We start from the raw sequence: 24,634 nt of genomic DNA on the forward strand, positions 1-24,634 counted from the left end.
GCTTCCATGCCTGAGCCCGTCACGTCCGTGTCCTTCCCTCCCGCCTTCCTCTGGGGCGCGGCGACCTCCGCGTACCAGATCGAGGGGGCGGTGCGGGAGGACGGCCGTACCCCCTCGATCTGGGACACCTTCAGCCATACGCCCGGAAAGACGGCGGGAGGTGAGACGGGGGACGTGGCGGTGGACCACTACCACCGCTACCGCGACGACGTGGCGATGATGGCGGACCTCGGGCTGAGCGCGTACCGCTTCTCCATCTCCTGGTCCCGGGTGCAGCCCACCGGCCGCGGCCCCGCCGTGCAGCGCGGCCTCGACTTCTACCGGCGGCTGGTCGACGAGCTGCTGGCGCACGACATCAAGCCCGCCGTCACCCTCTACCACTGGGACCTTCCCCAGGACCTGGAGGACGCGGGCGGCTGGCCCGAGCGGGACACGGCGCTGCGGTTCGCCGAGTACGCGCAGATCGTCGGCGAGGCGCTGGGCGACCGCGTCGAGCAGTGGATCACCCTCAACGAGCCCTGGTGCAGCGCGTTCCTCGGGTACGGCTCGGGCGTGCACGCCCCCGGGCGGACGGACGCGGCGGCATCCCTGCGGGCGGCCCACCACCTCAACCTGGCGCACGGGCTCGGCGCTTCGGCGCTTCGCGCGTCGATGCCCGCCCGCAACACGGTCGCGGTGAGCCTCAACTCCTCGGTCGTCAGGCCGCTTTCGCAGAACCCGGCGGACCTGGCCGCGGTCCGGCGCATCGACGACCTGGCCAACGGCGTCTTCCACGGGCCGATGCTGCACGGCGCCTACCCGCAGACCCTGTTCGAGGCGACCGCGTCGGTCACCGACTGGTCGTACGTCCTCGACGGCGACCTCCAGCTGATCCACCAGCCGCTGGACGCGCTCGGCCTCAACTACTACACGCCGGCGCTGGTCTCGGCCGCCGAGGCGGAGCCGGCCGGTCCGCGCGCGGACGGCCACGGGGCGAGCCCCTTCTCGCCGTGGCCGGCCGCGGACGACATCGCCTTCCACCAGACGCCGGGCGAGCGTACGGAGATGGGCTGGACCATCGACCCGACGGGCCTGCACGAGCTGATCATGCGCTACACCCGGGAGGCGCCGGGACTGCCGCTGTACATCACCGAGAACGGCGCCGCGTACGACGACAAGCCCGACCCCGACGGCCGCGTGCACGACCCCGAGCGGATCGCCTACCTGCACGGGCACCTCGCCGCGGTGCGCGACGCGATCACCGACGGCGCCGACGTGCGCGGCTACTACCTCTGGTCCCTGATGGACAACTTCGAGTGGTCCTACGGCTACGGCAAGCGCTTCGGCGCGGTCTACGTGGACTACGCGACCCTGGCCCGTACGCCGAAGTCGAGCGCCCACTGGTACGGGGAGGCCGCCCGGACGGGGACCCTGCCGTCGCCGGTGGCCGCCGAGTAGACCGACCCGCGGGGGAACCGGGGGAACGGGGGGGAACGGGGGGGAACGGGGGGGAACGGGGGGAACGGGGGAACGGGGGAAGCGGAGCGCGCCCCGGCCGGGTGGGGGGAGGTCCGGCCGGGGCGCGCTCTCCCCCGTGGAGGAAGGGCCTACGCGTGGGGGCTCACTTGTAGGCGCCGAAGGCCTTGGAGAAGGCGTTCTGGTCCTGGACGACCGAGCTGCACGTGGGGTCGGCGACGTTCTTCGCGCCGCCCGCACACTGCTTGTCGCGGGTCGCGGACCACATGGAGAGCCAGCCGAGGCCCTTCGACTTGGCGAAGTTCACGAGCTGCGTGGCGTCGTCGACCTTGAAGATCTCGCCGGCGACGTCGTTGACGCCGATCATCGGGGTGACGGCGACCGCCTGCCACGCCGCGCTGTCGGAGAGGCCGAGGACGCCCTTGACCTGCGCCTGGGTCGCGGTGGCCGCCTGCTCGGCGTAACCGCCCATGTCACCGCTGTACGCGGGTCCGTAGTCCATCGCCATGATGTTGACGGTGTCGACGGTCACGCCGTTCGACCTGGCGTTGGAGAGCAGGCTCACGCCGTCCTGGGTCAGGCCCTCGGGCATCACCGGGAGGGTGAAGGAGACGTCCAGGCCGGGGTGGGCCTTCTGGAGCTTGGCGATGGCCTGCGCGCGGCGGGTGTTGGCCGCGGTGTTCGGCAGCGCCCCGCCCTCGACGTCGAAGTCGACCTTGGTGAGCTTGTAGGCGTCCACGGTCTTGCCGTACGCCGTCGCGAGCGCGTCCGCGGACGGGCAGGTCGTCGCGAGCTCCGAGCCGGCGGCGCCGCCGAAGGAGACGCGGACGTCACCGCCCTTGGCCCGCAGGGCACCGATCTGTGCGGCGACCGCGTCGCTGCCGAGGTCGGTGACGCCGCCCCACTTGGGGGTGCAGCCGCCGCCGTCGGTGACGAAGGCGAGGTTGTAGTCCTTCACGCCGGTGGCCGAGGCGCTCGCGACCAGGTCGAAGGCGGGGTAGAGGGACGTGTCCACGTAGGGCGCGAAGCCGGCGTTCGTGGTGGTGCCGCTGCCGGAGCTCTGGGTCGGGGCGGGGCCGGTGGGGGCCGAGGTGCCCGGGCTCGGGTCCTTGGTGGGCGTGGCGCTCGGCCGGGGGGTCGCCGTCTCGCTCGGGCGGCCGCTGGGCTCGGGGGTCGCGCCGCCGTCCGCGGAGCAGGTCGCGTCGTCGATGCGGCAGCCGGTCGGGTCGGCGGTGCCGTTCACCACGAACCCGACGGTCACCGACTTGCCGGCGGCCAGGCCGTCCTTGTCCCAGGACGGCGGCGTCACGGTGACGTGCTGTCCGCTCACCTCGGACCGGCCGTTCCACAGGGAACTGAGCTTGGCACCGGCGGGCAGGTCGAACTCCAGCGTCCAGTCCTTCCTGGCCTGGCCGCTGTCGTTCGTGACGACGTACTGCGCGGTGTAGCCGGTCGTCCAGTCGCTGGTCCTGGTGTACGCGGCGCCGACGCCTGCAGCCTGCGCGGTCCCGGTGAACAGGAAGGCGCCGCCACCGGCCACGGCCGCGGCGACGACGCCGCCTATCGCCTTGTTCCTGCCACTGACCTTGCGCCGGTGCGTGCTGCTCATCGTGGTGCCTGCTTTCGCGGTGTCACGGGGGGTGGGTGCGAGCAGCACGCTAGCGATCGGGAATCGGGCAAACCGCTTGTTCCGGACGGCGGTCGGGGATCTTAGGGTGCGCTTAAGGAAGGCATGGGGGACCGTTAAAGGTCGAGACCAATATGCCCGTTCGGGGGCGGTCGGCGCCGCCGGACGTGCCGCCCGAGGATGCGGCGGCCCCGGCCGGCGGGGGCGTCAGCTCACGCCCGCTCCGCGCCTCCGGCGCCGTACGGAGCCGCGGTGGCCGCGTCTGACCGGGGCGCGTCCGTCCAGCTGGATCCAGATCCGCACCTCGGTGCCGCCCAGGACGGACGAGCCGATGCGCACGTCCCCGCCGGTCGACTCCGCGAGGCGGCGCACGATGTCGAGGCCGAGTCCGGTCGACCCGTCGCTGCCGGAGCCCCGGCCGCGCGCCATGGCCGCCTCCGGGTCGACGATCCCCGGGCCCGCGTCCGACACCAGCACGATCACCGCGTCCTCGCCGTTGTGCACGTCGACCGCGAAGGCCGTGCCCTCGGGGGTGTGCCGGAAGACGTTGCCGAGGAGCGCGTCGAGCGCGGCCACCAGGTCGGCCCGGGCCACCGGTATCCGCACCGGCCGGTCGACGCCCGCGACCCGGACCTTGCGGCCCTCGTCCTCGGCGAGCGCCGACCAGAAGTCCATCCGCTCGCGGACGACCTCGGACGCGTCGCACCCGGCGCCCGCGCCGATGGCCGCAGTCTGCGGCTTGGCCTCCCGGGCCGTCCGGATGATCGTGTCGACCTCGCGCTCCAGCTGCGCGACCGCGGCCCGGGTCTGGTCGGCGGCCGGCCCGTCGCCGAGGGAGGCCGTGTTCAGCCGCAGCACGGTCAGGGGCGTACGCAGCCGGTGGGAGAGATCGGCGGCCAGCTCCCGCTCGTTCGCCAGGAGCTGGACGACCTGGTCGGCCATGGAGTTGAACGCGACGGCGGCCAGCCGCAGTTCGGTCGGTCCTTCCTCCGGCACCCGGGAGCCGAGCTTCCCCTCCCCGAGCTCGTGCGCGCCCTCGACCAGGCGCTGCGCGGGCTGCACCATCCGTACTCCGAGGCGGTCGGCGACCGCGACCGAGCCGATGACGAGGGCGACACCGACGGCGGCCAGCACCGCCCAGGCCGTCCCCACGCCGTTGCTGACGTCGGACTCGGGGACGTACACCTCGACGACCGCTATCTCGCCGGAGCTCAGCGCGGTGGGCTGGAGCAGGGTGGAGCCGCCGGGCACCTCGGTGGTGGTGGCGCGGCCGAGCTCGCGGGTGGTGGTGATGTCCTTGCCCGCGGCGCGCTGCCTGCCGATGTCGACGGCTGCCGCGTCGCCGGAGGCGGGGATGTGCACGGCCATGCCCGCGTCGGACCCGGCGGAGGCGACGACGCGCTCCAGCTGGTCCCGGTCGGTGGTGATGGAGAGCGCGGGCGCGACGGCCGCCGCCTCCCGCTCCGCGTTCGAGAACGCCCGGTCCCTGGCCATCTCCTTGATGACAAGACCGAGCGGGATCGCGAAGGCGACCACGACCATCGTGGTGACCGCCACGCACACCTTGACCAGCGCCCACCTCATCGCGCCCGCCTCGTCTCCCCCCTCATGGCGCCGGCTCCACACGCGGCGGCTCCAGCTTCACGCCGACCCCACGCAGCGTGTGCAGGTAACGGGGCTTCGCCGCCGTCTCGCCCAACTTCCGCCGCAGCCACGACAGATGCACGTCTATGGTCTGGTCGTCGCCGTAGGCCTGCTGCCACACCTCGGCGAGCAGCTCCTTGCGCGCCACGACCAACCCGGGGCGGCCGGCCAGGAAGGCGAGCAGGTCGAACTCGCGGCGCGTGAGGTCCAGTCGTACGCCGTCCAGCTCGGCCTGTCTGCGCAGCGGGTCGACCGACAGGCCGCCGACCCGGAGCACGGAGGACGGGGGCGCCTCGCCCACGGCGGCCCGTGAGCGCCGCAGGACGGCCGCCATGCGCGCCGACAGGTGCTCGACGGAGAAGGGCTTCGTCAGGTAGTCGTCCGCGCCGTCGTTCAGCAGCCGGACGATCTCCGTCTCGTCGTCCCGCGCGGTGGCGATGATCACCGGGACGTCCGTGATGCCGCGGAGCATCTTCAGGGCCTCGGACCCGTCCAGATCGGGCAGTCCGAGATCCAGGATGACGACGTCGAAGGGGAAATGGGCGACCTCGCGCAGGGCCTCCAGAGCCGTGCCGACACTGCGCACGGTGTGCGCGGCATCGGTCAGATGCCGGATGAGGGCCGAGCGCACGAACTGGTCGTCCTCGACCACGAGCACACTTGCCATGGGCGGCACCGTACGCCATCCGGGCGACGCCGGTCCGGCGCCTGTGGACAACTCCGGGCGTGACGCGTGCATGAGACACCTGTGGGGCGCGTGGTGCAGTATGGCCGCGATGCGCAGAGGTCTCGTACACGTACTCGCGTGGTCGCTCGCCACGGGCGCGGCGGTCACGCTGTCGTGGTGGGGTGTCCACACGGTGATGGCGGGGACCGCCTACGACCCGCCGCGCGCCCTGCCCATCACGGCGGCCGGCGCCACCACGCAGGAGCCGAGGCCGCTGGCCTCCTCGACCAGCCGTCCCGCACCGTCGAGGAGCGCCTCGAAGAAGCCGCCGAGGAGTTCCCGGCCGGCCACGACGCCGGCCCCGCCGCCGTCCCGGTCGGCGTCCGCGGGGCCGGGCCCGAGCGCCTCGTCCGCTGCCTCCTTCGGACAGGTCAAGAGCTATGACACGGACGGCGGGCGGGCCGTCTTCGACCTCGGCAGGGCGTCCGCGACCCTCGTCTCCGCGACGCCCGCGCCGGGCTGGTCGATGCAGGTGTGGAAGACGGAGACGTGGATCCGCGTGGAGTTCGCCTCGGGCGCCGACCGGGTGTCGGTGTTCTGCACGTGGCACGACGGTCCGCCGCGGGTCGAGATCGGCACCTACTGAGGCGTTCGGCCCCTCGCCTCGCGCCCCTGCGGCGCACGGCGCACCGGGAGACAGCCCCGCCGGGCACCGGCTCAGGCGCCGCCGGGCACCGGCTCAGCGGAACACCGACGGGGGCGGCGCGGGCGACGCCACCGCAGCCGCGTCCGTGACCGGCACCGCTCCGCCGGTGAAGTCGGCGAGCGCGCGGCCGTGTTCGACGCGTCCGGGGTGCGGGTCCGAGGCCGCGCGCCGGGTCAGTTCGGCCACCGGGAGCGGGCGCCCGGAGGCGACCAGGACGGCGTTCCCGAAACGCTTGCCGCGCAGCACCGTGGGGTCCGCGACCAGGGCCAGTTCGGGGAAGACGCTCGCGGCCGTGGCGATCTGGCCGCGCAGATGGGCGAGCGGCGGTCCGTCGGCCAGGTTGGCGGCGTAGAGGCCGTCGGCCCTGACCACCCTGCGGACGTCGCCGAGGAACTCGGCCGAGGTGAGGTGCGCGGGGGTGCGGGCCCCGCTGAACACGTCCGCGATCACCAGGTCCGCCCAGTCGTCCGGCACCTTGGCGAGGCCTTCGCGGGCGTCCGTGGAACGCACCCGGATCCGGGCGTTCGGGTCCAACGGCAGCTCGCGGCGGACCAGTCGGACCAGGGCGGCGTCGCGTTCGACGGCCTGCTGGGTGGAGCGGGGGCGGGTGGCGGCGACGTAGCGGGCGAGGGTGAGGGCCCCGCCGCCGAGGTGCACGACGTGCACGGGCCTGCCGGGCGGGGCGACGAGGTCGATGACGTGGCCGAGGCGGCGCTGGTACTCGAAGCCCAGGTACGCCGGGTCGTCGAGGTCGACGTGCGACTGCGGGGCGCCGTCGATGAGCAGCGTCCAGGCGCGCGCCCGGTCCCGGTCGGGTATCAGCTCGGCGAGGCCGCCGTCGACCGGCTCGACGACACCCCCTGAGCCCTCCTGCCCACGCCGCGCGCCGCGGCCACTCCTCGACTTGCCCATCCGGCCATTATCGACGCGCGGGGGGAGGTCGGCCCACCGGCGGCGGGGCGGTCCACGTGGGGGCGGGTACGGGGGCCGGGGTCAGCGGCAGTTGTCGGCGGCCTCGATGAGGCGGGCCGCCTCCCCGAGCGCCGCGCGCAGCACCGCCGGGTCCGTCGCGAGGTCCGCGTCCCCGGGCGGGAGCAGCCAGTCGGAGCCCTCGACCGGCGGCTGAGGGGCGAGGCTCACCCCGCGTCCGTTGGTCTGCGTACAGGTGCTGCCCGGCATGTCCCAGGCGTCGGCGGTGCCGGGCGGCACCAGGAAGCCGAGGGTGTCGCAGTTGTCGTCGTGCAGGACGGGCCCGACACAGTCGCCGGAGCCGCGGCGCAGGATGTCCACCGCCTCCAGTCCCTGCCGCGCCGGGACGGTCACGAGATCGCAGTCGGCGTCCTGCTGTGGTGGCACACCGCACTCCGGGTGCGGTCCGTACCGCGCCGCGGCCGGCGCCGTACGGAACTCGGTGCTCTGCCTGGTCTCCATCCCGGCGTCCGACACGGAACCCTCCTCCTGACGAGTAGGTCGGGAGTACGGGCGGCTCCCGGTCCGCAGGGTTCAACGCCTCAGCGCGTCAACGGCTACGGCGGAAGTCCGCCGCAAAGGATGGCAGTTCATGGCAGATCGGGGATGAGATATCCGTTTTGTAGCTAAACCCGGGGTGCCGGCACTCGTACAACAGGTACGTTCTTGCCCGCTGGAACCAGGGCGACGATCGGGTAGCAAACGGACAACTCGCCTCGGTTCCGGCATGGTTCGACGGTTCGCGAGAGAGGGCCCGGCCATGACGTCGTCGACGGTGACCTCGGCCGGGCACCCCCGGCCGCCACGGCCGAATCTCGCCTTCCGGCGGCTGCGCGGGCCCCGCTCACCGGGCGAGTTCGCCGCCGTGGTGCGGCGGGCGGCGCGGGAGATCGGGGAGCGGGTCAGCTGCGACGCGCGGTACATCGGCCGCGTCGAGGCGGGCGAGATCCGCTGCCCCAACTACGCGTACGAGCGGGTCTTCCTGCACATGTTCCCCGGCCGCACGCTCGCCGACCTGGGCTTCTCACCCCGTGCCTCGGTACGCGGCCGGGGGGCGCGCCCGCCGGACGAGGCGCCCCCCGGGCCCCTCGCGTGCCGCTCCGGCGGCCCGCATGAGTCGCGGGAGGCAGGCGACCCGTATGACACGCAAGACACGTGCGACCCGCACGAGTACCACGATCGGAATCACGAGGAGAGCGACGTGCAGCGTCGCGCGTTCATGACCGGCGGCACCGCCACCGTGGCTGCCGTCTCCCTGGGCCCCCTGGGGCTCACCGGCGCACCCGCCACGGCCGCGGAGGGTCCGGTCCGCCGGGCCGGGACGCCCGAGGCAGGTGCCGTCGAGGAAGCCGTCCGCAGGATCCGGGTGCTCGACGACCGGCACGGCGCGGACGGCCTGTACCGGCGTGCCGCGGCCCCGCTGCGCGCCGCGTACGCGCTGCTCGACGCGGGCACGATGCGGCAGTCGACCGCCGGCCGGCTGTACGCCGGCGCCGGTGAACTGGCCATCTCCGTGGGGTGGCTGGCCCATGACTCGGGCCGTTTCGACGACGCCCGCTCGCACTACGCGGAGGCGCTGGCGACGGCCCGGCTGGCCGGGGACGCCGGCCTGGAGGCGCATGCCTTCTGCAACACGTCCTTCCTCGCCCGGGACGCGGGCCGCCCGCGTGAGGCGGTGCGGGCGGCGCAGGCGGCCCAGCGCGTGGCCCGGACCCTCGGCTCGCCCCGTCTGCTGTCCCTGCTGGCGCTGCGGGAGGCGGGCGGCTGGGCGGGCCTCGCCGACCGCACCGGCTGCGAGCGCGCGCTGGCCCGCGCGCAGGCCCTCTTCGGGCGGGGCCCGGCGCCGGCCGATCCGGAGTGGATGAGTTTCTACGGAGAGGCCGAACTGGCGGCGCTGGAGGCGCAGTGCTGGTCGACGCTCGGCGACTGGCCCCGCGCGGCCCGGCACGCCCGGCGCGCAGCGCACCTGCAGAACCCGCACTTCACCCGCAACATCGCCCTCTACACGGCCGAGCTCGCCGACGACCTGGCGCGCGGCGGCCGGCCCGACGAGGCCGCCGCGGCGGGCCTGCGCGTCCTCGGCCTGCTCGACGAGGTCCAGTCCTCCCGCGTCCAGTCGATGCTGGCGGGCACGGTGCGGGTGCTGCTCCCGCACCGGAGGGCGCCGGGGGTGTCCGCGTTCCTGGACAGACACGCGAGCCTGCCGCGCACGGCGTGAACGCGGTTCCGGAGCGGGTCAGCCCGGCAGGTGCCCGCAGTCGTTCCACGTCTCGATCGCGGGCTCGCCGTAGGCCCAGCCGAGGACCGACAGGGAGGTCGGGTTGAGGCGGATGCGGGCGGCGAAGCCGATCGGCAGGCCCAGCCAGCGGGCGCCGATGGAGCGGAGGATGTGACCGTGGGCGAAGACCAGGACGTCACGGTCGGCGGCGCGGGCCCAGGCGACCGTCTCGTCCGCGCGCGCGGTGACCTGCTCCAGGGTCTCGCCGCCCGGGACACCGTCGCGCCAGATGAGCCAGCCCGGCCGGATCGCCTGGATCTCGGCCGGCGTCAGGCCCTCGTACGTGCCGTAGTCCCATTCCATGAGCGGGTCCCAGGTGCTCGCCCGCTCGCCGAACCCGGCCAGTTCGCACGTCTCACGCGCGCGCGTCAGCGGACTCGTGCGCACCTCGAGACCGGACAGGGAGTCGAACGGTGCGCGGTGGAGCCGCTCACCCAGTAGTTTGGCTCCGCGCCGGCCCTCCTCCAGGAGCGGGATGTCCGTCCTGCCGGTGTGTCTGCCGGACAGGGACCATTCCGTCTGTCCGTGCCGGGCCAGCAGGATGCGCGGTGCCATGAGAAGCCCTTCCGGGGGAAATGGGAGGCGGATGTCTCCATCATCGCGCACGCTTGCCCGAGGCAACCCGGCGGGCGATTCCGGCGTCTTCGAGGACCGGGGGCACCCACGGGGCGCCCGCGCATACACCGTAAAGTGGACGAGCGGGCCATCGGCCCAGGTCGGCAGAAGGTCGGCAGTAAGAAGGGGGAGGGCGATCGGATGCCGCAGACCGAGGCACCCGGCACCGGTGCGATCGCACGCACCCGATTGCGCTGGTGGACCGAGCTCCCCCTGCTGGTGCTGGTGTACGCGTGCTACTCGGCGGGCCGGCTGCTCGCCCGGGGTGACGTGGCGGCCGCCGTCGACCACGGCCTGGCCCTCCTCCGCGTCGAGAAGTTCCTGCGTCTCAACGCCGAGCATCCGCTGAACCGTCTCTTCACCCACCACGCCTGGCTCGGCGTACCCGCCGACTTCTGGTACGCCTCCCTGCACTACCTGGTCACGCCGGTGATCCTGGTCTGGCTGTTCCGCTCCCGCACGGTCCGCTACCGGGCGGCCCGCACCTGGCTGATGACCTCCACGTTCATCGGCCTGATCGGCTTCACCCTGCTGCCCACCTGCCCGCCCCGGCTGCTGACGGCGAGCCACGGCTTCGTCGACACGATGGCGCAGTACAGCGACTACGGCTGGTGGGGCGGCGAGGCGAGCGCGCCGCGGGGCATGGGCGGCATGACGAACCAGTACGCGGCCATGCCGAGCCTGCACGTCGGCTGGTCGCTGTGGTGCGGGGTGATGCTCTGGCGCCACGGCCGCACCCCGCTCGCCAGGATCGCGGGCGTCATGTACCCGCTGCTGACCACGGTCGTCGTGATGGGCACCGCGAACCACTACTTCCTCGACGCGGTCGCCGGGGCCGCCGTGATGGGCATCGGACTGGCGCTGACCCCGCTGGTGCTGCGGTTCGCGGACTCCGCGAAGGCGCGCATGGGCGCCCGCATCGCACCGGTCGCACTCGCCTCGCGGGGCGCGGGTTCCCCCATTGTCAGTGCGGAGTGCAAGACTTCCGCGGGTGAGCGAATTCCCCGACAGCGCCAGTCCTCCACCGGGCCGGGAGCCGAGCCGGACACCTCTCCCGCCGAAGCGGGGGAAGGCGCTGCGGCACCGGCTCGCTGAGCTGCGCGGCCCGGACGTCCCGCCGAAGGCACTCGACGCACGGGCCCTCGCCGCGCTCGCCGCGAACCCGGGCTGCGAGCGCCGCGCCCTCCTCGACGGCGCCGGGGTCGACAAGGCGAAGCTGGCCGACGCGCTGGGCTCCCCGTCGGCCTTCGGCCAGTCGCAGTTCGCCTTCACCCGGGGCAACGCGTTCGAGGCCCGGGTCAAGGCAGACGGCGGCGCGGAGCTGCTGCGGCTCGTGCACGAGACGCTGGACCCGCGGGCCGAGCCGCCCGCCGCGGGTGTCGTCCCCGACCTCACCGCCGCGGGCCCCGAGGGACGCGCCGCCCGTACGGCGCTCGCGCTGCGCGAGGCCACCGAGGCCGCCGCGTGGACCCTCCTCGACCACCCGATGCTCGCCCTGGACGTGGCGGGCTCCCCCGCCTTCCTGGAGCCGGACGCGGTGGTCGTGCACCCCGACGGCAGCTGGACGGTCGTCGAGATCAAGTCGTTCCCGATGCTGGACGGTTCGGCCGACCCCGCGAAGGTGGGCGCCGCCGCCCGCCAGTCCGCGGTGTACGTGCTGGCCCTGGAGCGCGTCGCGGCGCTGATCGACCCCGCGCCCGAGGTGCGGCACCAGGTGCTGCTGGTGTGCCCCAGGGACTTCTCCAACCTCCCCGCGGCGTCCGCCGTCGACGTCCGCAAGCAGCGCTCGGTGACCCGCCGCCAGCTCGCCCGGCTCACCCGCGTCGAGGACATCGCCGACGCCCTCCCCGCGGGCACCTGCTTCGCCCCCGACCTGCCGGCCCCCGACCTCACCACCGCCGTCGAGTCGGTGCCCGCGGCCTACGCCCCCGAGTGCCTCGCCGCCTGCGAACTGGCCTTCCACTGCCGCGAGCGGTCCCGCGGCGAGCGCGCGGTGACGGCCCTCGGGCGCTCCCTGCGTGCCGAGCTCGGCCAACTGGCCACCGTCGACGACGTGCTCGCCGCGGCCCGCGGCGAGGCCGGGGACCCGGACGACCCCGCGGTGGCCGCCCTGCGCAGAGCGGCCCGGCTGCGGGCCGAGGCGCTGCGCGGACGCACGGTGCCCCCGCAGGGCCGGGAAGCGCTCCCGGAGGCCGCCCCGTGTCGCTGATCACCACGCTGGCCCGCCTCGAAGCCGTCAGCAGCGGGCGCGCCCAGCCCGCCGCCACCGTCCGGCACCGGCACCTGTCCGAGCGCCCCCTCGTCTTCGTGCCGCTGACCACCGCGGGCGAGGCCGGGGCCCCGCTCGGGGCGCTCGTCGGCACCGACCGTGACGCGCCGCGGCTGCTCGTCGTGGCCCAGCCCCGGGACCGGGACCTGCGGTTCGCGTTCCTCGCCGAGCTGGCCGGGGTCGTCCTGCCGTACATCGACTCCTACGCGGACGCCGTCGAGGCCGCCGAGCGCACCGAGACCGACCCCGAGACCGGCAAGCGGGTCAAGGTCGAGGTCGACCTGTGCGCGGACGCGCCCCAGTTGATCGTGCCGAGCCGCTCGGGCGTCGAGTTCGTCCGGCTGCTGGGGCGCTCCATGCGGTTCCGGCGCACCGCCGAGGAGGAGCCCGAGGCGCCCCATCCGGCGCCGCCCCGGGTGCCGTTGCTCGGGCGGTGGCTGACGCACTACGGGGAGCGGGCCAGGGTGCCCGGCTCCTCCCTGCTGCTCGCGCTCTCCGACGTGCTGTCCCGGCACTGGGCCACCGGCCAGAGCAGCCTGGAGGACCAGCACCTGGGCGCGCTGCTCGCCTGGATCGACCCGGCGCCGGGCGAGTCGGGCGCGGAGGCGGCCCTGCGGGCGGAGCTGCTGCGCGACGCGGCGGGGCAGCTCGTGTGCCCGCCGGCCGGCCCCGCCACCGACCCCGCCTTCGACAACAAGCTGCTGGCGCCCGCCATCGAGCGGTACGACCGCGCGCGTACGGCGCTGGCCGCCGCCGAGGACGGTCTGGAGGCCGACGAGCGGCTCGGTGAACTCACCGTCGCCGAGCGGGAGATCCGCGCCCTCGTCGAGAGCCGCACCCGGCCCACCTGGGACGCGGTGTGGCGCGGGCTCGACCTGCTGCGGGCGCTGCCCGAGGGCGCGCACGTCACCGACCGGTGGACCCGCGACCGCTGGTCGTTCACCGGCCACCGCGACCGGGTCGTCGCCGGCGAGCCCCCGCAGCCGCGCCGCGACGACGCGGTCACCGCGGCGAACAAACTCGCCACACGCGAGCGGGAACAGGCCCGGCTGGAGGCGCAGGAGGCCCTGGACGACCCGCTCGTGATGGCCGGACGGCGGCTCGCCGGGGAGGCGTTCGCCGGCGAGGTGACGGATGTCGTCATGGCGTACAGCGAGGGCAAGCGGCCCAGCCCCCGCCCGCTGGTGACCGTCCACACCGACGACCGGCCGCATCTCGGCGAGCGCACGAAGGTCTACCGGTCGCTGGGCGGCAAGCCGCAGGCCGCCGAGTTCGTCACGTACGAGGAGCACGGGGAGGCCGGTGCCGGCGGTCTCGTCGTGCTGCGGATCGTCGACAAGATGGGGCGCGGCAAGGAGCCCGAGGCCGGCTCCGTGCCGGAGAAGGGGGACCTCGTCTGCTTCACCCTGTTCGAGCACGAGCAGCGGGGCGGCGCGAAGCTGCCCGACCCGGAGGAGACGCCGTGGACCCACGGCGGGCCGCCGGGTGAGGCCGTGACGGCTCCCGCCCCCGACCCGGTGACCGAGGAGGACGTCCTGTGACCGGTCTTTCCGCCGTCCCGGCCGACCCCGGCGCCGCGGCCGGCCGTGCCACCGAAGCGATCCTGCGCGACACCCTGCACGGCACGCACCGGGGGGTCGTCGTGGACTCGCCGCCCGGCGCCGGCAAGTCCACGCTCGTCGTGCGGGCCGCGCTCGAACTGGCCGCGGCGGGACGGCCGCTGATGGTCATCGCCCAGACGAACGCGCAGGTCGACGACCTGGTCCTGCGGCTCGCCGAGAAGGACCCCGAGCTGTCCGTCGGCCGGCTGCACAGCAGCGACCCCGACCCGTACGACAAGGCGCTCGACGACCTGGCGAACGTCCGGAAGTCCGCGAAGGCGGCCGACCTCGCGGGCCTGTCCGTGGTCATCTCGACGGCGGCCAAGTGGGCCCACGTGAAGGGCGTGGAGCCCTGGCGGCACGCGATCGTCGACGAGGCGTACCAGATGCGCTCGGACGCGCTGCTCGCCGTGGCGGGCCTGTTCGAGCGGGCGCTGTTCGTGGGCGACCCGGGGCAGCTGGACCCGTTCTCGATCGTGGGTTCGGAGCAGTGGGCCGGGTTGTCGTACGACCCGTCGGCGTCGGCGGTGACGACCCTGCTCGCCCACAATCCCGAGCTGCCGCAGCACCGCCTGCCGGTGTCGTGGCGGCTGCCCGCCTCCGCGGCGCCGCTCGTCTCGGACGCGTTCTACCCGTACACGCCGTTCCGCAGCGGCACCGGCCACGGCGACCGCCGGCTCCGCTTCGCCGTCCCCTCGGACGGTTCGGGCCCGGACCGGGTGATCGACGAGGCGGCGGAGGCGGGCTGGGGCCTGCTGGAGCTGCCCGCCCGGCACACTCCTCGTACGGACCCGGAGGCGATCCGCGCGGTCGCCGGTGTCGTCCGCAGGCTGCTGGACCGGGGCGGGGCGGCCACCTCGGAGCGGTCGCCCGAACCGGTGCCGCTGACCGCCGACCGGATCGCCGTCGGCACGGCGCACCGTGACCAGGCCGCCGCCGTCCGGGCCGCCCTGACCGGGCTGGGCGTCGCGGACGTCACCGTCGACACGGCGAACCGGCTCCAGGGCCGCGAGTTCGACGTGACGGTGGTCCTGCACCCGCTGTCCGGGCGGCCCGACGCGACGGCGTTCCATCTGGAGACGGGCCGGCTGTGCGTCCTCGCCTCCCGGCACCGGCACGCCTGCATCGTGGTGTGCCGGGCGGGCGTGTCGGACCTGCTGGACGACCACCCGTCGACCGAGCCGGTCCAGCTCGGGGTCACGGTCAAGTTCCCCGACGGCTGGGAGGCCAACCACGCGGTCCTGTCCCGGCTGTCGGAACACCGGGTGGCCTGGCGACCCTGACCGCCCCTCCGGCGCCCTCCGGGGCAGGCGATCAGCGAGACCGCCGCCCCCTCCGCCGGACGGAGCCCGGCACGCCGCAGGCGGCCCACGGTTGCGGCCCCGACGGCTGGGAGGCCAACCACGCGGTCCTGTCCCGCCTCTCGGAACACCGGGTGGCCTGGCGACCTTGACCCTGGCCACTGCCCCGGGGTCTCGCGGGAGCCGGCGCCCGTGACCGAGGTCGCTGCCCCGGGGCCCTCTTGCACCGGCAGGGGACAATGGACGGTGGCCCGCGCCGGACGCGGGGCACCGGAACCGTACGAGGAGGAGAAGACATGGCGGAGCCCACGCCGCGTCGGAACGAACCGCGGCTACGCCCCGCGCCCCTGCTCTTCGAGCCGGCGGAGGCCGCCGGCGACCCGGAGCACTTCTTCGACCTGGAGTCGATAGACGACCCGCGGGCCCTGCTCGCTCGGGCCACGGAGCTGACCCAGGCGTTCCGCGCCGCGGCCGACCGTGCCGTGGAGTTCCAGGCCATCGCCGCCGCCCAGCTCGCCGACCCGCGCCGCTTCGACCGGCTGACGGCCTCCGCCATCGCCGAGCGCGCCCAGTGGACCGAGGACTACGCGAAGAAGATGGTCGAGTTCGGCCGCGACCTGCTGCGCAGCGGCACGGACGGAAGCGGCCGCAGCCACGGGCACGGGATCGGCGACCACGCCTGAGCCCGGCCCCGCGCCGCCGGACGCCTCAGCACGGGCCCCGCGCCGCCGGATGCCCCGAGCACGGGAACGCGCCCTCGGACGCCCCAGCACGCCCCCGCGCCGCCGGATTCCCCGAGCACGGGAACGCGCCGCCGGTCGCCCGAGCACGGGCACGGGCACGGGCACGGGCACGCGGTTCGCGGTTCGCGCGGTGCGGTTCGCGCGGTGCGGTTCGCGCGGTGCGGTTCGCGCGGTGCGGTTCGCGCGGTGCGGTTCGCGCGGTGCGCGGCACGCGGTGCGCGAGGCTCCACCCGGTCCGGTGCGGCCCGCTGGCCCGGCCCTTGCGGCCCGGCCGGCCCGTCCGGCCCGCAAGGGTGCTCGGCATATGCCAGGCGGGCAAGATACTCCCCTCCCCGCCTCCCTGTCCCGAATTTCGGCGACTCTCCGGAACGGAACGCTCACACCGGGTAGATCTTGACGGCATGAGCAGCTCACGGATCGCAGGCACGTCCCCGCACGGCTCCGACATGGGCGCGCCGCCCTCCGACCGCTTCGACGCCTCGGGCGTCACCTCCGACGTCTCAGGCGTCACCGCGGAGGGAGCCGCCTGGCTGGCCTCCGCCGGCACGCACCCGCGCAGCACCCTCGCACTCTGGGAGGAGCGGCCCGGGGCCCCGGTCGTCCTGCCCTGCGGCACCGTCTTCGACGTCGTCAACGCCCCCGCGATCTTCGGGCGGCGGATGCTCGACCGGCTGTGGGACGAGGGCCCCGGTTCGGGTCCGGTGGCCGCGTACCGCGGACGGATGCTCCTGTTCGCGGCGCCCGGCACGGCGCAGCGGCTGCCCTCCCTCCTCCGGTGGGAGGACTGGGGCTCCCGGGCGGACGGGAGGCCGGGCAGGTGCGGCGCGATTCCGCCGCTGCTGTGTCACGGCACGGGTGACGCCGTGACCGTGCCCGCCCTGTCCGCGGCACCGGCCGAGAGTGCCCCTGACCGGCCGGAATCCCGCTGGCTCGTGGCTCCCGACACCCGCGGGCCCTGGCTCCCCGGGCCGGAGGTTCTGCTCTGGGCGGCCGTCCGGGCGGCCCGCGCGGCCGCCTCCGCGGCGGTGCGGATATCGATTTTTCCTCCCGCCGATCAGGGTGCTAAGGTCTACGACGTCAGCAGGCGCCGCTAGCTCAGTTGGTTAGAGCAGCTGACTCTTAATCAGCGGGTCCGGGGTTCGAGTCCCTGGCGGCGCACGTTGGCGATGGCGAGGCAAGTTCGCGGAAACGCGAATCTGTCTCGCCATCGTTGTTTTCGCGAGTGTCTTCGCGATTGTTTTCGCGATTGTTTTCGCGGCCGGGCTCAATGAGGCGTGATCTTCACCGTCCAGGAGCCCGACGCCGTGCGGTCCTCCACCTCGACGCTGACGTTCTCGCCCGGCACGGTGAAGCTCTCGCCGACTCCGACCGGGGCGTCCGCCAGTGGCGGGTAGACCGAGTCGCCCCAGCAGCCCTCGGAGCGGGGGTGCGCGTCGAGCACCTCGATGGGGCCGCCCCCGGACTCGGTCTCGCTGCGCACGCGGTACACGAGGACGCCCTGCGTACAGGTCGAGCCGTCGTTGCCCGCCGGGGCGCGCACCTCGATGCCGAGCGCGCTGTCCGGGCCCGTGCGGACCACGGCGAGTTTCGTGCCGCGTCCCGTGCCCAGGGTGCGCGCGCCCAGGCCGACGGCCGGTATGCCGGAACCGATCGGCCGCTCGGACGAGCCGACGATCCGCCCGCCGGAACCGACGGGCTGAGCGCCCGGCACCAGGGCCCGGCGGCCCGGGCCTGAGCCGCCCGCACCCGCACCCGCACCCGCACCCGCACCCGCGCCCGCGCCCGCGCCCGCGCCCGGAGCCTGCTCGCCGGATCCCGGGATGCGCCCGGCGGGCCGGGGCGGGACACCCGCGGAGCCCGGCGTCCCGGACTCGGCGGACTCCGTCACCGGTGGGCCCGCGGCGGCCGTCTCCGCCGGTCCCGTGGACAGCGGTTCGAGGGTGAGGCGGGTACTGCCGGAGCCCTTGACGCAGGTGACCTGGTGCGGGTCCAGCCAGCCCAGTTTCCACTTGTGCCAGCCGAACAGGTCGGGTGAGAGGCCGAACTGACTGCCCATGAGATCCCAGTCGCCGACGTGCGTGTCCCAGTCGCCCTTGCCGTCCGTGGGGCGGTGATAGAGATCGGGCAGGTCGAAGACGTGGCCCGTCTCGTGGGCGAGGACCAGGCGGTCCGGCGGATGCTTCTCGAAGACCGTGACCACGCGCCGGATCTCCTTGCCGTCGGCGCGCAGCGGAGTGTCGAGGTTGACCACCTTCGTCGCGTCCGAGTCGACACCCGGCGCGTCCGGATCGGCCACGAAGTAGACGATGTCATACCGCGAGAAGTCGATCCGGCCGTCGGCCGCCCTGAGGGCGTCGCGGAGGTAGGCGCCCCGGTGCGCGGCGTTCCAGTCGCGCCGTATGGCGTACGCGGTGGAGGCGCGCGGCATCCGGATCCACCGGCGCTGCGGATGCGGGCGCAGCGTGAACTTGCCGTAGGAGGCACGTTCGAAGAAGCGGGTGGTGTCCGGGAAATAGTCGGCGGTGAGTTCGTCGGGTGTGGTCGTGGGGGCCGAATCGGGGAAAGAAAGGAACACCATGACCGCGTCGAGGGCGCGGGTGGGGCGCGGATAGGAGGCGTTCCAGGTGTCGACGCCCTCCGAGTGGTGCGCCGGGGTCCGCCTCAGGACGCACGGCGCCGCGAGCGGTTCGGCGAGCGCGGGCGCGGTGACCAGGGAGGTCGCGGCCAGCGCGGTCATCGAGGTGAACGCGGCGGCGGTACTGCGCAACCGGGGCGCCCCGTCCCGGGCGAGTCCCTTCAGGGCCTCGCGGGTGAGCCCCTTCAGTGGCAGCGGACGCGGCACGTCGACCTCCGGATGCGGTTGTCAGGACACCGCACCCAGCCTGTGGGTATTTGTAGTACTACGCCCTGTTTGTCTGCACCAGAAGAGTGAGGGTGCTCCGGAGGCGACACCCCCGAGCACTCACGGACCGTCACAAGCGATCGACTCGGTAAGGAAGCTGGCCAGGGGCGGGCAGAAACGATCTGCCAGCAGGGGTGGCCGTTCCCGGACGCCGCACAGTGGCTGGAAGGCCCCGGGGGCAACCTCTATGATCGGCACACTTTCCTGCACGGGCCCGGCTTGTGCGGCCGTCCCCCGATCGGCCGAGTACCCCGACGAGACTTATACGAAGAACGAGTGCACTGCGGGAGCGAGCGGTGAGCGGAACCTCCGAAGGGCCGGCGCCCGCGGCGGACTTCGTCCGGCGGGCTGTCACAGAGCGTCACATCGACACGCCTTCTCGTACGGTGATGTCGCCGCATCCGTCCGACGGAGCACCCCCGGGCCCCGTCTCCGGGGAGGTCCACCGGGAGCATCCCCAGCCCCTCACCGACGCGGCGCCGGGCACCGGGCCCTCCCCTCTGCCGGGCCGCACCCGCGGTGCCGCCTTCGCCGCCGCCCCCCTCGCCATGGCCGTCGTCGACCGCGCGGACGTGATCGTCACCGCCAACGAGACGCTCGGCCTGCTGCTGGGCACCGGCTCGGCCTCGCTCGACGGGCGGACCGCCTCCGACCTGGTGGACCTGGCGTCCGACGCCCGCACCTGGCACGCGTACCGCGAGGTGCTGCGCGGCCGGCAGGCACGGCTGCGCTGCACGCGCCGGATCAGGCACCCCGACGGGCACTCCCTCTGGGTCCAGGTGACGGTGACCCCGCTGCCCGAGGAGGAGGCCGTCCTGATGTCGGTCGCCGACATCAGCTCCCGCCGTGAACTCCAGGCGCGGCTGCGCCACTTGCAGATGCACGACCCGGTGACCCGGCTGCCCAACCGCACCCTGTTCTTCGAGCGCCTCACGGCCGCGCTGGAGACGGACGCGTACGAGGAGGGCGGCACCGGCCGGATCGGGCTGTGCTACCTGGACCTCGACGGGTTCAAGGCGGTCAACGACACCCTCGGCCACCGCGTCGGCGACCGGCTGCTGGGGGCCGTGGCCGAACGTCTGACGCGCTGCGCCGAACAGGCGGGCCACGCGCGGGCCGCCACGCCCCTGGTGGCCAGGCTCGGCGGCGACGAGTTCGCGCTGCTGGTCGAGGACTCCACCGGCACCGAACAGCTCGCCGACCTCGCCGAGTCCGTACTGAAGGCGCTGGAGGTCCCCTTCGACCTGTCCGGCCGGCGGCTGTCGGTGTCGGCGTCCATCGGCGTGGTGGAGCGCCGTGCGGCGGGGACCACCGCGACCGGGCTGATGCAGGCCGCGGACACGACGCTGTACTGGGCGAAGGCCGACGGCAAGTCGCGCTGGACGCTCTTCGACCCGGAGCGCAACGCGCACCGCATGACGCGCCAGGCCCTGTCCTCCACCCTGCGCCCGGCCGTCGACCGCGGCGAATTCACCCTCGAGTACCAGCCGTTGGTGAGCATGGAGGACGGCGGGGTGCGCGGGGTGGAGGCGCTGGTGCGCTGGAACCACCCGCAGTTCGGGATGCTGACGCCGAATCGGTTCATCGGACTGGCCGAGGAGGACGGTTCGATCGTGCAGCTGGGCCGGTGGGTGCTGGCGACCGCCTGCCGGCAGGCGCGGCGCTGGCAGCTGGACCATCCGGACACGGACCCGATCTTCGTCAGCGTGAACGTGGCCGTGCGCCAGGTGTGGGACTCCGACCTGGTCGCGGACGTGGCGCAGATCCTCGCGGAAACGCAGCTCCCCCCGCATCTGCTCCAGTTGGAGCTGACGGAGTCCGCGGTGATGGGCTCGGCCGGGCGTCCGCTCCAGGCCCTGCAGGCGCTCAGCGACATGGGCGTACGGATCGCCATCGACGACTTCGGCACCGGCTACTCGAACCTGGCGTACCTCAGCCGGCTGCCGGTCTCGGTCCTGAAGCTCGACGGCTCCTTCGTCCGCAGCTTCCAGTACCAGAGCCCCGACGGCGCGGACGGCCACTCCGACTCCGCCGACGAGGTCATCGTCGAGGCCCTCGTCCAACTGGCGCACCGGCTGGGCCTGACGGTCACCGCCGAGTGCGTGGAGACGTCCGCACAGGCCACCCGGCTGCGCGGAATCGGCTGCGACACCGGGCAGGGGTGGCTCTACTCCCGCCCGGTGGCACCGGAGCGCATCTCCGAGCTGCTGGCGTCACCGGCCGTTCAGGCAGGCGTCGGCAAACCGTAGGCGTCAGCGATCAGTTCGTAGGAGCGCAGGCGCAGCTCGCCGCTGTGCGCGTTGCCCGTGATCATCAACTCGTCGGCGCCGGTGCGCTTCTGGAGGTCGTCGAGGCCGGCCCGCACCTCGTCGGCGGTGCCGTGGACGACGTTGGCGTTCCAGCTGTCGACGAACTCCCGCTCCATGGGCGAGAAGTCGTACGCCTCCGCCTCCTCGGGCGTCGGGACGAGACCGGGGCGGCCGGTGCGCAGCCGGACCATGTTCAGGGCGGCGGCCAGGACCTGGCGGCGGGCCTCCTTCTCGTCGTCCGCGGCGAGGGCGGAGACCCCGATGAGGGCGTACGGCGCGTCCAGCACCGCGCTCGGCCGGAAGGACTCGCGGTAGAGGTCGAGGGCCGGGATGGTGTTGTGGGCCGAGAAGTGGTGCGCGAAGGCGAACGGGAGGCCGAGGACGCCGGCGAGGCGGGCGCTGAAGCCGGAGGAGCCGAGGAGCCAGACCGGGGGCCGGTGCGGGGACTGCACTCCGCCGGGCGAGGTCGACTGGACCGGGCCGGGGACCGCGTGGATGCGGGCGTACGGGTGGCCGTCGGGGAAGTCGTCGTCCAGGAAGCGGGTCAGCTCGGCGAGCTGTTCGGGGAAGTCGTCGGCGCCTTCGTTCAGCCGGTCCGTGCGGCGCAGGGCCGCCGCGGTGGCGCCGTCCGTGCCGGGGGCCCGGCCGAGGCCGAGGTCGACGCGGCCCGGGGCCATCGCCTCCAGCGTGCCGAACTGCTCCGCGATCACCAGCGGCGCGTGGTTCGGGAGCATCACGCCGCCCGAGCCCAGGCGGATGCGGTGCGTGTGGGCGGCGAGGTGGGCGAGGATCACGGCCGGCGAGGACGAGGCCACCCCCGGCATGGAGTGGTGCTCGGCCACCCAGTAGCGGTGGAAGCCGCGGGATTCCGCGAGGCGGGAGATGTCGACGCTGGTGCGGAGGGCGTCGGTCGCGGTCCGGCCCGCGCCGACCGTGACCAGGTCCAGTACGGAGAGGGGTACCGGGGCGGTGCCCTGCGCCCTGCCTCGGATGTCGTCCGTCTCTGCCACCGGGGTGCCTCCTGCTCGGTACGTCGCGCTGTCCGGGGAGTGCTAACAGGAGGGTGTCCCCGCTTATTCCCGGAGGGCAGGTCGCGCGAGACGGACCGTGCGGGCCCGTGTTGACGAAGGGGGGTCCGGGTGCGAGCGTGGTCGGTCCGCGCATCTCGGACGCCGGCGGCCCACCCTCCCTCCCAGCGAAGCGGACGCGCCTTGCGAAACGGTCTCTCCTCGATGTCCGGCGGCCGGTCCGAAGCGACCCTTCTCGTCCTCGACGCCGAGCCGCTCCCCCGCCTCGGGCGGCTCACCGGCCGGGTGCGGATCGAGCACGCCGACGAGTCCACGCTGGCCGAACGGCTGCCGCGGGCGGACGTACTGCTGGTGTGGGACTTCACCTCGCACGCCGTGCGCCGCGCCTGGCCCGGCGAGGGCCCGCGCCCGCGCTGGGTGCACACGGCGAGCGCCGGTGTGGACCACCTCATGTGCCCCGAACTCGTCGCCGACGACACCGTGGTGACCAACGCGCGCGGTGTCTTCGACCAGCCGGTCGCCGAGTACGTCGCCGCGCTCGTCCTCGCGATGGCCAAGGACCTGCCGCACACGTGGGCGCTGCAGCACGAGCGGGAGTGGCGCCACCGTGAGACGCAGCGGGTGGCGGGCACCCGGGCGTGCGTGGTGGGTTCCGGCCCGGTCGGGCGGGCGATCGTGACGACCCTCAAGGCGCTCGGCGTCACGACCGCGCTGGTCGGGCGGGTGCCGCGGACCGGCGTCCACGGCCCGGACGATCTGGACCGGCTGATGGCGCGCGCCGACTGGGTGGTGTCCGCGGCGCCGTTGACCGAGGCCACGTACGGCATGTTCGACGCGCGGCGGTTCGGTGTGATGCAGCCGTCTGCGCGCTTCATCAACGTGGGGCGCGGCCGGCTCGTCGTCGAGGACGCGCTCGCCGAGGCGCTGGGGAAGCGGTGGATCGCGGGCGCGGCCCTGGACGTCTTCCGGCACGAGCCGCTCGGCCCGGACAGCCCGCTGTGGGACGTGCCGGGACTGATCGTGTCGCCGCACATGAGCGGGGACACGGTCGGCCGGCGGGACGAACTCGGCGCGCAGTTCGTGGAGCTGTTCGAGCGCTGGACGGCGGGGAGGCCGCTGCGGAACGTGGTCGACAAGCAGCGCGGGTACGTGCCCGGGCACTGATGTCCGGCGCGCGTGGAGAAGATCTTCGGCGCCCGGAGTACGACCGGACACGGGAATTCCGCAGCGCCGCCATGCGACCACGAGGAGTGAACGGGGCGAACCGCGAGGTCCACGCTCCGGAGCATGACTCGCGACGGTGACGTTGGCATATGCCAGAGGGGCGCATTGCTGCTGAGGGACGGGGAACGCGCCACCGATCTCGCCAACGGACTCCCACCGCGGGCGTTTTGATGGTTATCGTGGAGTGAGCCCGTTTCCCGGGCTCGTTCTGTTCCGAGACGGGGCCGAAAAGCGCAGGGGGAAACCGTGGCGCTGATGAACGAGCCGACCGCACCACACCACTCGGCCCAGGACGCCCTGCGTGTCCTGGAGACGGTGGCGGGCCGTCCGACCGGTGTCACCGGCACCCGGCTGGCCCGCCTGACCGGCCTCGGCACGGACCGCCTGACCACGCTCCTGCTGATGCTGCGCCGCGAGGGCTACGTCGAGCAGGTCACCGACGGCGCCTATGTCGCGGGCGCCGCCCTCGGCAGGCTCAGCTCCGCGCACGGCCGCGACCAGGCCCTGCGGGAGAAGCTCCAGCACACCCTCGACCGGCTGCGCGACTCACTGGGCGCCGCCGTCTACATCAGCCGCTACATCGACGGCGAGGTGCACGTCACCCAGTGCGCGCAGGGGCCGACGGCGCCGGCGGTCAACGAGTGGGTGGACTTCCGTTCCTCCGCGCACGCCAGCGCGGTCGGCAAGAGCCTGCTGGGGCAGCTGGACCTCAACGGGCGCCGCGACCACCTCTCCCGCCACAAGATGGCCCGCCTGACCTCGCGTACGATCACCAGCGAGCGGGTGCTGCTCAGCCGGCTGGACGCCCAGCCGCCCACGGTGCCGGTGCTCGACCTGCAGGAGTACGCGGTCGGCACGGTCTGCGCGGCCGTCCCCATCACCGCGGGCTCGTCCGTCGGCTGCCTCGCGCTGTCCCTGCCCCTCGAGCACGCGCACCGGCTCCGCCGGGCCGCGGACACCCTGAACCGCGGCGCGGCCCCGGTGCTCCTGTCCCTGGCCCTCTGACGCCCGGATCCCGGCCGCCCGGCCCGCCGCGAGGTGGTCGGAACCACCCCGCGGGACCAGGTATTATTTTTCCTGTCGCCGCCCCGCGAGAGCGGGAGGCGGGAGTCACGCGCCGCTAGCTCAGTTGGTTAGAGCAGCTGACTCTTAATCAGCGGGTCCGGGGTTCGAGTCCCTGGCGGCGCACAGTGGTGGGGGGGGGGGGGGGGGGGGGGGGGGGGGGGGGGGGGGGGGGGGGGGGGGGGGGGGGGGGGGGGGGGGGGGGCGGGGGCGGGCAGAATCAGCCGGACACCA

The 24,634-nt window shown here is 74.1% G+C and carries 20 protein-coding genes and 2 tRNA genes; 14 read left to right on the forward strand and 8 right to left on the reverse strand.

From position 1 onward, the window contains the following. Positions 1 to 6: 6 nt before the first annotated feature. Positions 7 to 1,437, forward strand: a complete 1,431-nt coding sequence (locus AC069T_RS13120; protein WP_478782800.1) for a GH1 family beta-glucosidase — start codon at positions 7 to 9, stop codon at positions 1,435 to 1,437. Positions 1,438 to 1,600: 163 nt separating this feature from the next. On the opposite strand, the gene AC069T_RS13125 is transcribed toward AC069T_RS13120, so the two are convergent. The 3 genes from AC069T_RS13125 to AC069T_RS13135 form a co-directional block, all read right to left on the reverse strand. After that, a complete protein-coding gene (locus tag AC069T_RS13125; RefSeq protein WP_478782801.1) occupies positions 1,601 to 3,064 on the reverse strand; it encodes a glycoside hydrolase family 18 protein in 1,464 nt (487 codons plus the stop codon). A gap of 225 nt (positions 3,065 to 3,289) precedes the next feature. After that, positions 3,290 to 4,666 (reverse strand): HAMP domain-containing sensor histidine kinase, encoded by a 1,377-nt coding sequence (locus tag AC069T_RS13130; RefSeq protein ID WP_478782802.1) that lies wholly within the window; start codon positions 4,664 to 4,666, stop codon positions 3,290 to 3,292. 22 nt (positions 4,667 to 4,688) lie between these two features. Next, on the reverse strand, positions 4,689 to 5,393 hold the full coding sequence (locus tag AC069T_RS13135) for a response regulator transcription factor (RefSeq protein WP_478782803.1): 705 nt from the start codon (positions 5,391 to 5,393) through the stop codon (positions 4,689 to 4,691). Between the two features lie 109 nt (positions 5,394 to 5,502). Between AC069T_RS13135 and AC069T_RS13140 the strand changes: the two genes are divergently transcribed. Beyond that, a complete protein-coding gene (locus AC069T_RS13140; protein ID WP_478782804.1) occupies positions 5,503 to 6,039 on the forward strand; it encodes a hypothetical protein in 537 nt (178 codons plus the stop codon). 93 nt (positions 6,040 to 6,132) lie between these two features. On the opposite strand, the gene AC069T_RS13145 is transcribed toward AC069T_RS13140, so the two are convergent. Next, a complete protein-coding gene (locus AC069T_RS13145) occupies positions 6,133 to 7,011 on the reverse strand; it encodes a spermidine synthase (protein WP_478782805.1) in 879 nt (292 codons plus the stop codon). A gap of 81 nt (positions 7,012 to 7,092) precedes the next feature. Continuing rightward, positions 7,093 to 7,530: a hypothetical protein gene (locus AC069T_RS13150; RefSeq protein ID WP_478782830.1), complete on the reverse strand. Its 438-nt coding sequence runs from the start codon at positions 7,528 to 7,530 to the stop codon at positions 7,093 to 7,095. A gap of 298 nt (positions 7,531 to 7,828) precedes the next feature. Here AC069T_RS13150 and AC069T_RS13155 point away from each other — a divergent pair, with 298 nt between their 5' ends. After that, on the forward strand, positions 7,829 to 9,286 hold the full coding sequence (locus AC069T_RS13155; protein ID WP_478782806.1) for a hypothetical protein: 1,458 nt from the start codon (positions 7,829 to 7,831) through the stop codon (positions 9,284 to 9,286). 18 nt (positions 9,287 to 9,304) lie between these two features. On the opposite strand, the gene AC069T_RS13160 is transcribed toward AC069T_RS13155, so the two are convergent. Continuing rightward, complete coding sequence (locus AC069T_RS13160) at positions 9,305 to 9,901, reverse strand: histidine phosphatase family protein (RefSeq protein ID WP_478782807.1); 597 nt, start codon at positions 9,899 to 9,901, stop codon at positions 9,305 to 9,307. Between the two features lie 201 nt (positions 9,902 to 10,102). On the opposite strand from AC069T_RS13160, the gene AC069T_RS13165 reads away from it, so the two are divergent. The 7 genes from AC069T_RS13165 to AC069T_RS13195 all read left to right on the forward strand — a co-directional run bounded on the left by AC069T_RS13165 (position 10,103) and on the right by AC069T_RS13195 (position 17,033). Continuing rightward, positions 10,103 to 11,056 carry a phosphatase PAP2 family protein gene (locus AC069T_RS13165; protein ID WP_478782808.1) on the forward strand — a complete coding sequence of 318 codons (954 nt, stop codon included), beginning with the start codon at positions 10,103 to 10,105 and terminating at the stop codon, positions 11,054 to 11,056. After that, complete coding sequence (locus AC069T_RS13170) at positions 10,953 to 12,170, forward strand: hypothetical protein (protein WP_478782809.1); 1,218 nt, start codon at positions 10,953 to 10,955, stop codon at positions 12,168 to 12,170. Before AC069T_RS13165 ends, AC069T_RS13170 begins: the two co-directional genes overlap by 104 nt. Continuing rightward, positions 12,161 to 13,771 carry a hypothetical protein gene (locus AC069T_RS13175; RefSeq protein WP_478782810.1) on the forward strand — a complete coding sequence of 537 codons (1,611 nt, stop codon included), beginning with the start codon at positions 12,161 to 12,163 and terminating at the stop codon, positions 13,769 to 13,771. The genes AC069T_RS13170 and AC069T_RS13175 overlap by 10 nt, the downstream gene beginning before the upstream one ends. Beyond that, positions 13,768 to 15,114: an AAA family ATPase gene (locus AC069T_RS13180; protein ID WP_478782811.1), complete on the forward strand. Its 1,347-nt coding sequence runs from the start codon at positions 13,768 to 13,770 to the stop codon at positions 15,112 to 15,114. The genes AC069T_RS13175 and AC069T_RS13180 overlap by 4 nt, the downstream gene beginning before the upstream one ends. Before the next feature lie 314 nt (positions 15,115 to 15,428). Beyond that, positions 15,429 to 15,815 (forward strand): hypothetical protein, encoded by a 387-nt coding sequence (locus tag AC069T_RS13185; protein WP_478782812.1) that lies wholly within the window; start codon positions 15,429 to 15,431, stop codon positions 15,813 to 15,815. Positions 15,816 to 16,321: 506 nt separating this feature from the next. Then, positions 16,322 to 16,969, forward strand: coding sequence for a bifunctional DNA primase/polymerase (locus AC069T_RS13190; RefSeq protein WP_478782831.1), 648 nt, complete (start codon positions 16,322 to 16,324; stop codon positions 16,967 to 16,969). Continuing rightward, positions 16,960 to 17,033: transfer RNA gene (locus AC069T_RS13195), tRNA-Lys, on the forward strand. Before AC069T_RS13190 ends, AC069T_RS13195 begins: the two co-directional genes overlap by 10 nt. Positions 17,034 to 17,139: 106 nt before the next feature. Here the strand turns inward: AC069T_RS13195 and AC069T_RS13200 are convergent. Further along, positions 17,140 to 18,717: a M6 family metalloprotease domain-containing protein gene (locus AC069T_RS13200; protein WP_478782813.1), complete on the reverse strand. Its 1,578-nt coding sequence runs from the start codon at positions 18,715 to 18,717 to the stop codon at positions 17,140 to 17,142. Positions 18,718 to 19,073: 356 nt separating this feature from the next. On the opposite strand from AC069T_RS13200, the gene AC069T_RS13205 reads away from it, so the two are divergent. Continuing rightward, positions 19,074 to 21,026, forward strand: a complete 1,953-nt coding sequence (locus AC069T_RS13205; protein ID WP_478782814.1) for a putative bifunctional diguanylate cyclase/phosphodiesterase — start codon at positions 19,074 to 19,076, stop codon at positions 21,024 to 21,026. Here the strand turns inward: AC069T_RS13205 and AC069T_RS13210 are convergent. Continuing rightward, on the reverse strand, positions 21,002 to 22,096 hold the full coding sequence (locus AC069T_RS13210; protein ID WP_478782815.1) for an LLM class flavin-dependent oxidoreductase: 1,095 nt from the start codon (positions 22,094 to 22,096) through the stop codon (positions 21,002 to 21,004). The genes AC069T_RS13205 and AC069T_RS13210 overlap by 25 nt on opposite strands. Positions 22,097 to 22,318: 222 nt before the next feature. On the opposite strand from AC069T_RS13210, the gene AC069T_RS13215 reads away from it, so the two are divergent. The 3 genes from AC069T_RS13215 to AC069T_RS13225 all read left to right on the forward strand — a co-directional run bounded on the left by AC069T_RS13215 (position 22,319) and on the right by AC069T_RS13225 (position 24,526). Next, the gene (locus AC069T_RS13215) at positions 22,319 to 23,278 is read left to right on the forward strand and encodes a D-2-hydroxyacid dehydrogenase (protein ID WP_478782832.1); all 960 of its coding nucleotides are present in this window, start codon (positions 22,319 to 22,321) and stop codon (positions 23,276 to 23,278) included. 306 nt (positions 23,279 to 23,584) lie between these two features. Then, positions 23,585 to 24,343 (forward strand): IclR family transcriptional regulator domain-containing protein, encoded by a 759-nt coding sequence (locus tag AC069T_RS13220; protein WP_478782816.1) that lies wholly within the window; start codon positions 23,585 to 23,587, stop codon positions 24,341 to 24,343. 109 nt (positions 24,344 to 24,452) lie between these two features. Continuing rightward, positions 24,453 to 24,526, forward strand: a tRNA-Lys gene (locus tag AC069T_RS13225). The last annotated feature ends 108 nt before the right edge of the window (positions 24,527 to 24,634 follow it).

This window comes from Streptomyces sp. NPDC043867, assembly GCF_056435845.1.

What these genes read in the sequence shown, in the direction of transcription:
- AC069T_RS13120 (WP_478782800.1), top strand. Translation starts at nt 7, where the DNA reads ATGCCTGAGCCCGTCACGTCCGTGTCCTTCCCTCCCGCCTTCCTCTGG.
- AC069T_RS13125 (WP_478782801.1), bottom strand. Translation starts at nt 3,064, where the DNA reads ATGAGCAGCACGCACCGGCGCAAGGTCAGTGGCAGGAACAAGGCGATA.
- AC069T_RS13130 (WP_478782802.1), bottom strand. Translation starts at nt 4,666, where the DNA reads ATGAGGTGGGCGCTGGTCAAGGTGTGCGTGGCGGTCACCACGATGGTC.
- AC069T_RS13135 (WP_478782803.1), bottom strand. Translation starts at nt 5,393, where the DNA reads ATGGCAAGTGTGCTCGTGGTCGAGGACGACCAGTTCGTGCGCTCGGCC.
- AC069T_RS13140 (WP_478782804.1), top strand. Translation starts at nt 5,503, where the DNA reads ATGCGCAGAGGTCTCGTACACGTACTCGCGTGGTCGCTCGCCACGGGC.
- AC069T_RS13145 (WP_478782805.1), bottom strand. Translation starts at nt 7,011, where the DNA reads ATGGGCAAGTCGAGGAGTGGCCGCGGCGCGCGGCGTGGGCAGGAGGGC.
- AC069T_RS13150 (WP_478782830.1), bottom strand. Translation starts at nt 7,530, where the DNA reads ATGGAGACCAGGCAGAGCACCGAGTTCCGTACGGCGCCGGCCGCGGCG.
- AC069T_RS13155 (WP_478782806.1), top strand. Translation starts at nt 7,829, where the DNA reads ATGACGTCGTCGACGGTGACCTCGGCCGGGCACCCCCGGCCGCCACGG.
- AC069T_RS13160 (WP_478782807.1), bottom strand. Translation starts at nt 9,901, where the DNA reads ATGGCACCGCGCATCCTGCTGGCCCGGCACGGACAGACGGAATGGTCC.
- AC069T_RS13165 (WP_478782808.1), top strand. Translation starts at nt 10,103, where the DNA reads ATGCCGCAGACCGAGGCACCCGGCACCGGTGCGATCGCACGCACCCGA.
- AC069T_RS13185 (WP_478782812.1), top strand. Translation starts at nt 15,429, where the DNA reads ATGGCGGAGCCCACGCCGCGTCGGAACGAACCGCGGCTACGCCCCGCG.
- AC069T_RS13190 (WP_478782831.1), top strand. Translation starts at nt 16,322, where the DNA reads ATGGGCGCGCCGCCCTCCGACCGCTTCGACGCCTCGGGCGTCACCTCC.
- AC069T_RS13215 (WP_478782832.1), top strand. Translation starts at nt 22,319, where the DNA reads ATGTCCGGCGGCCGGTCCGAAGCGACCCTTCTCGTCCTCGACGCCGAG.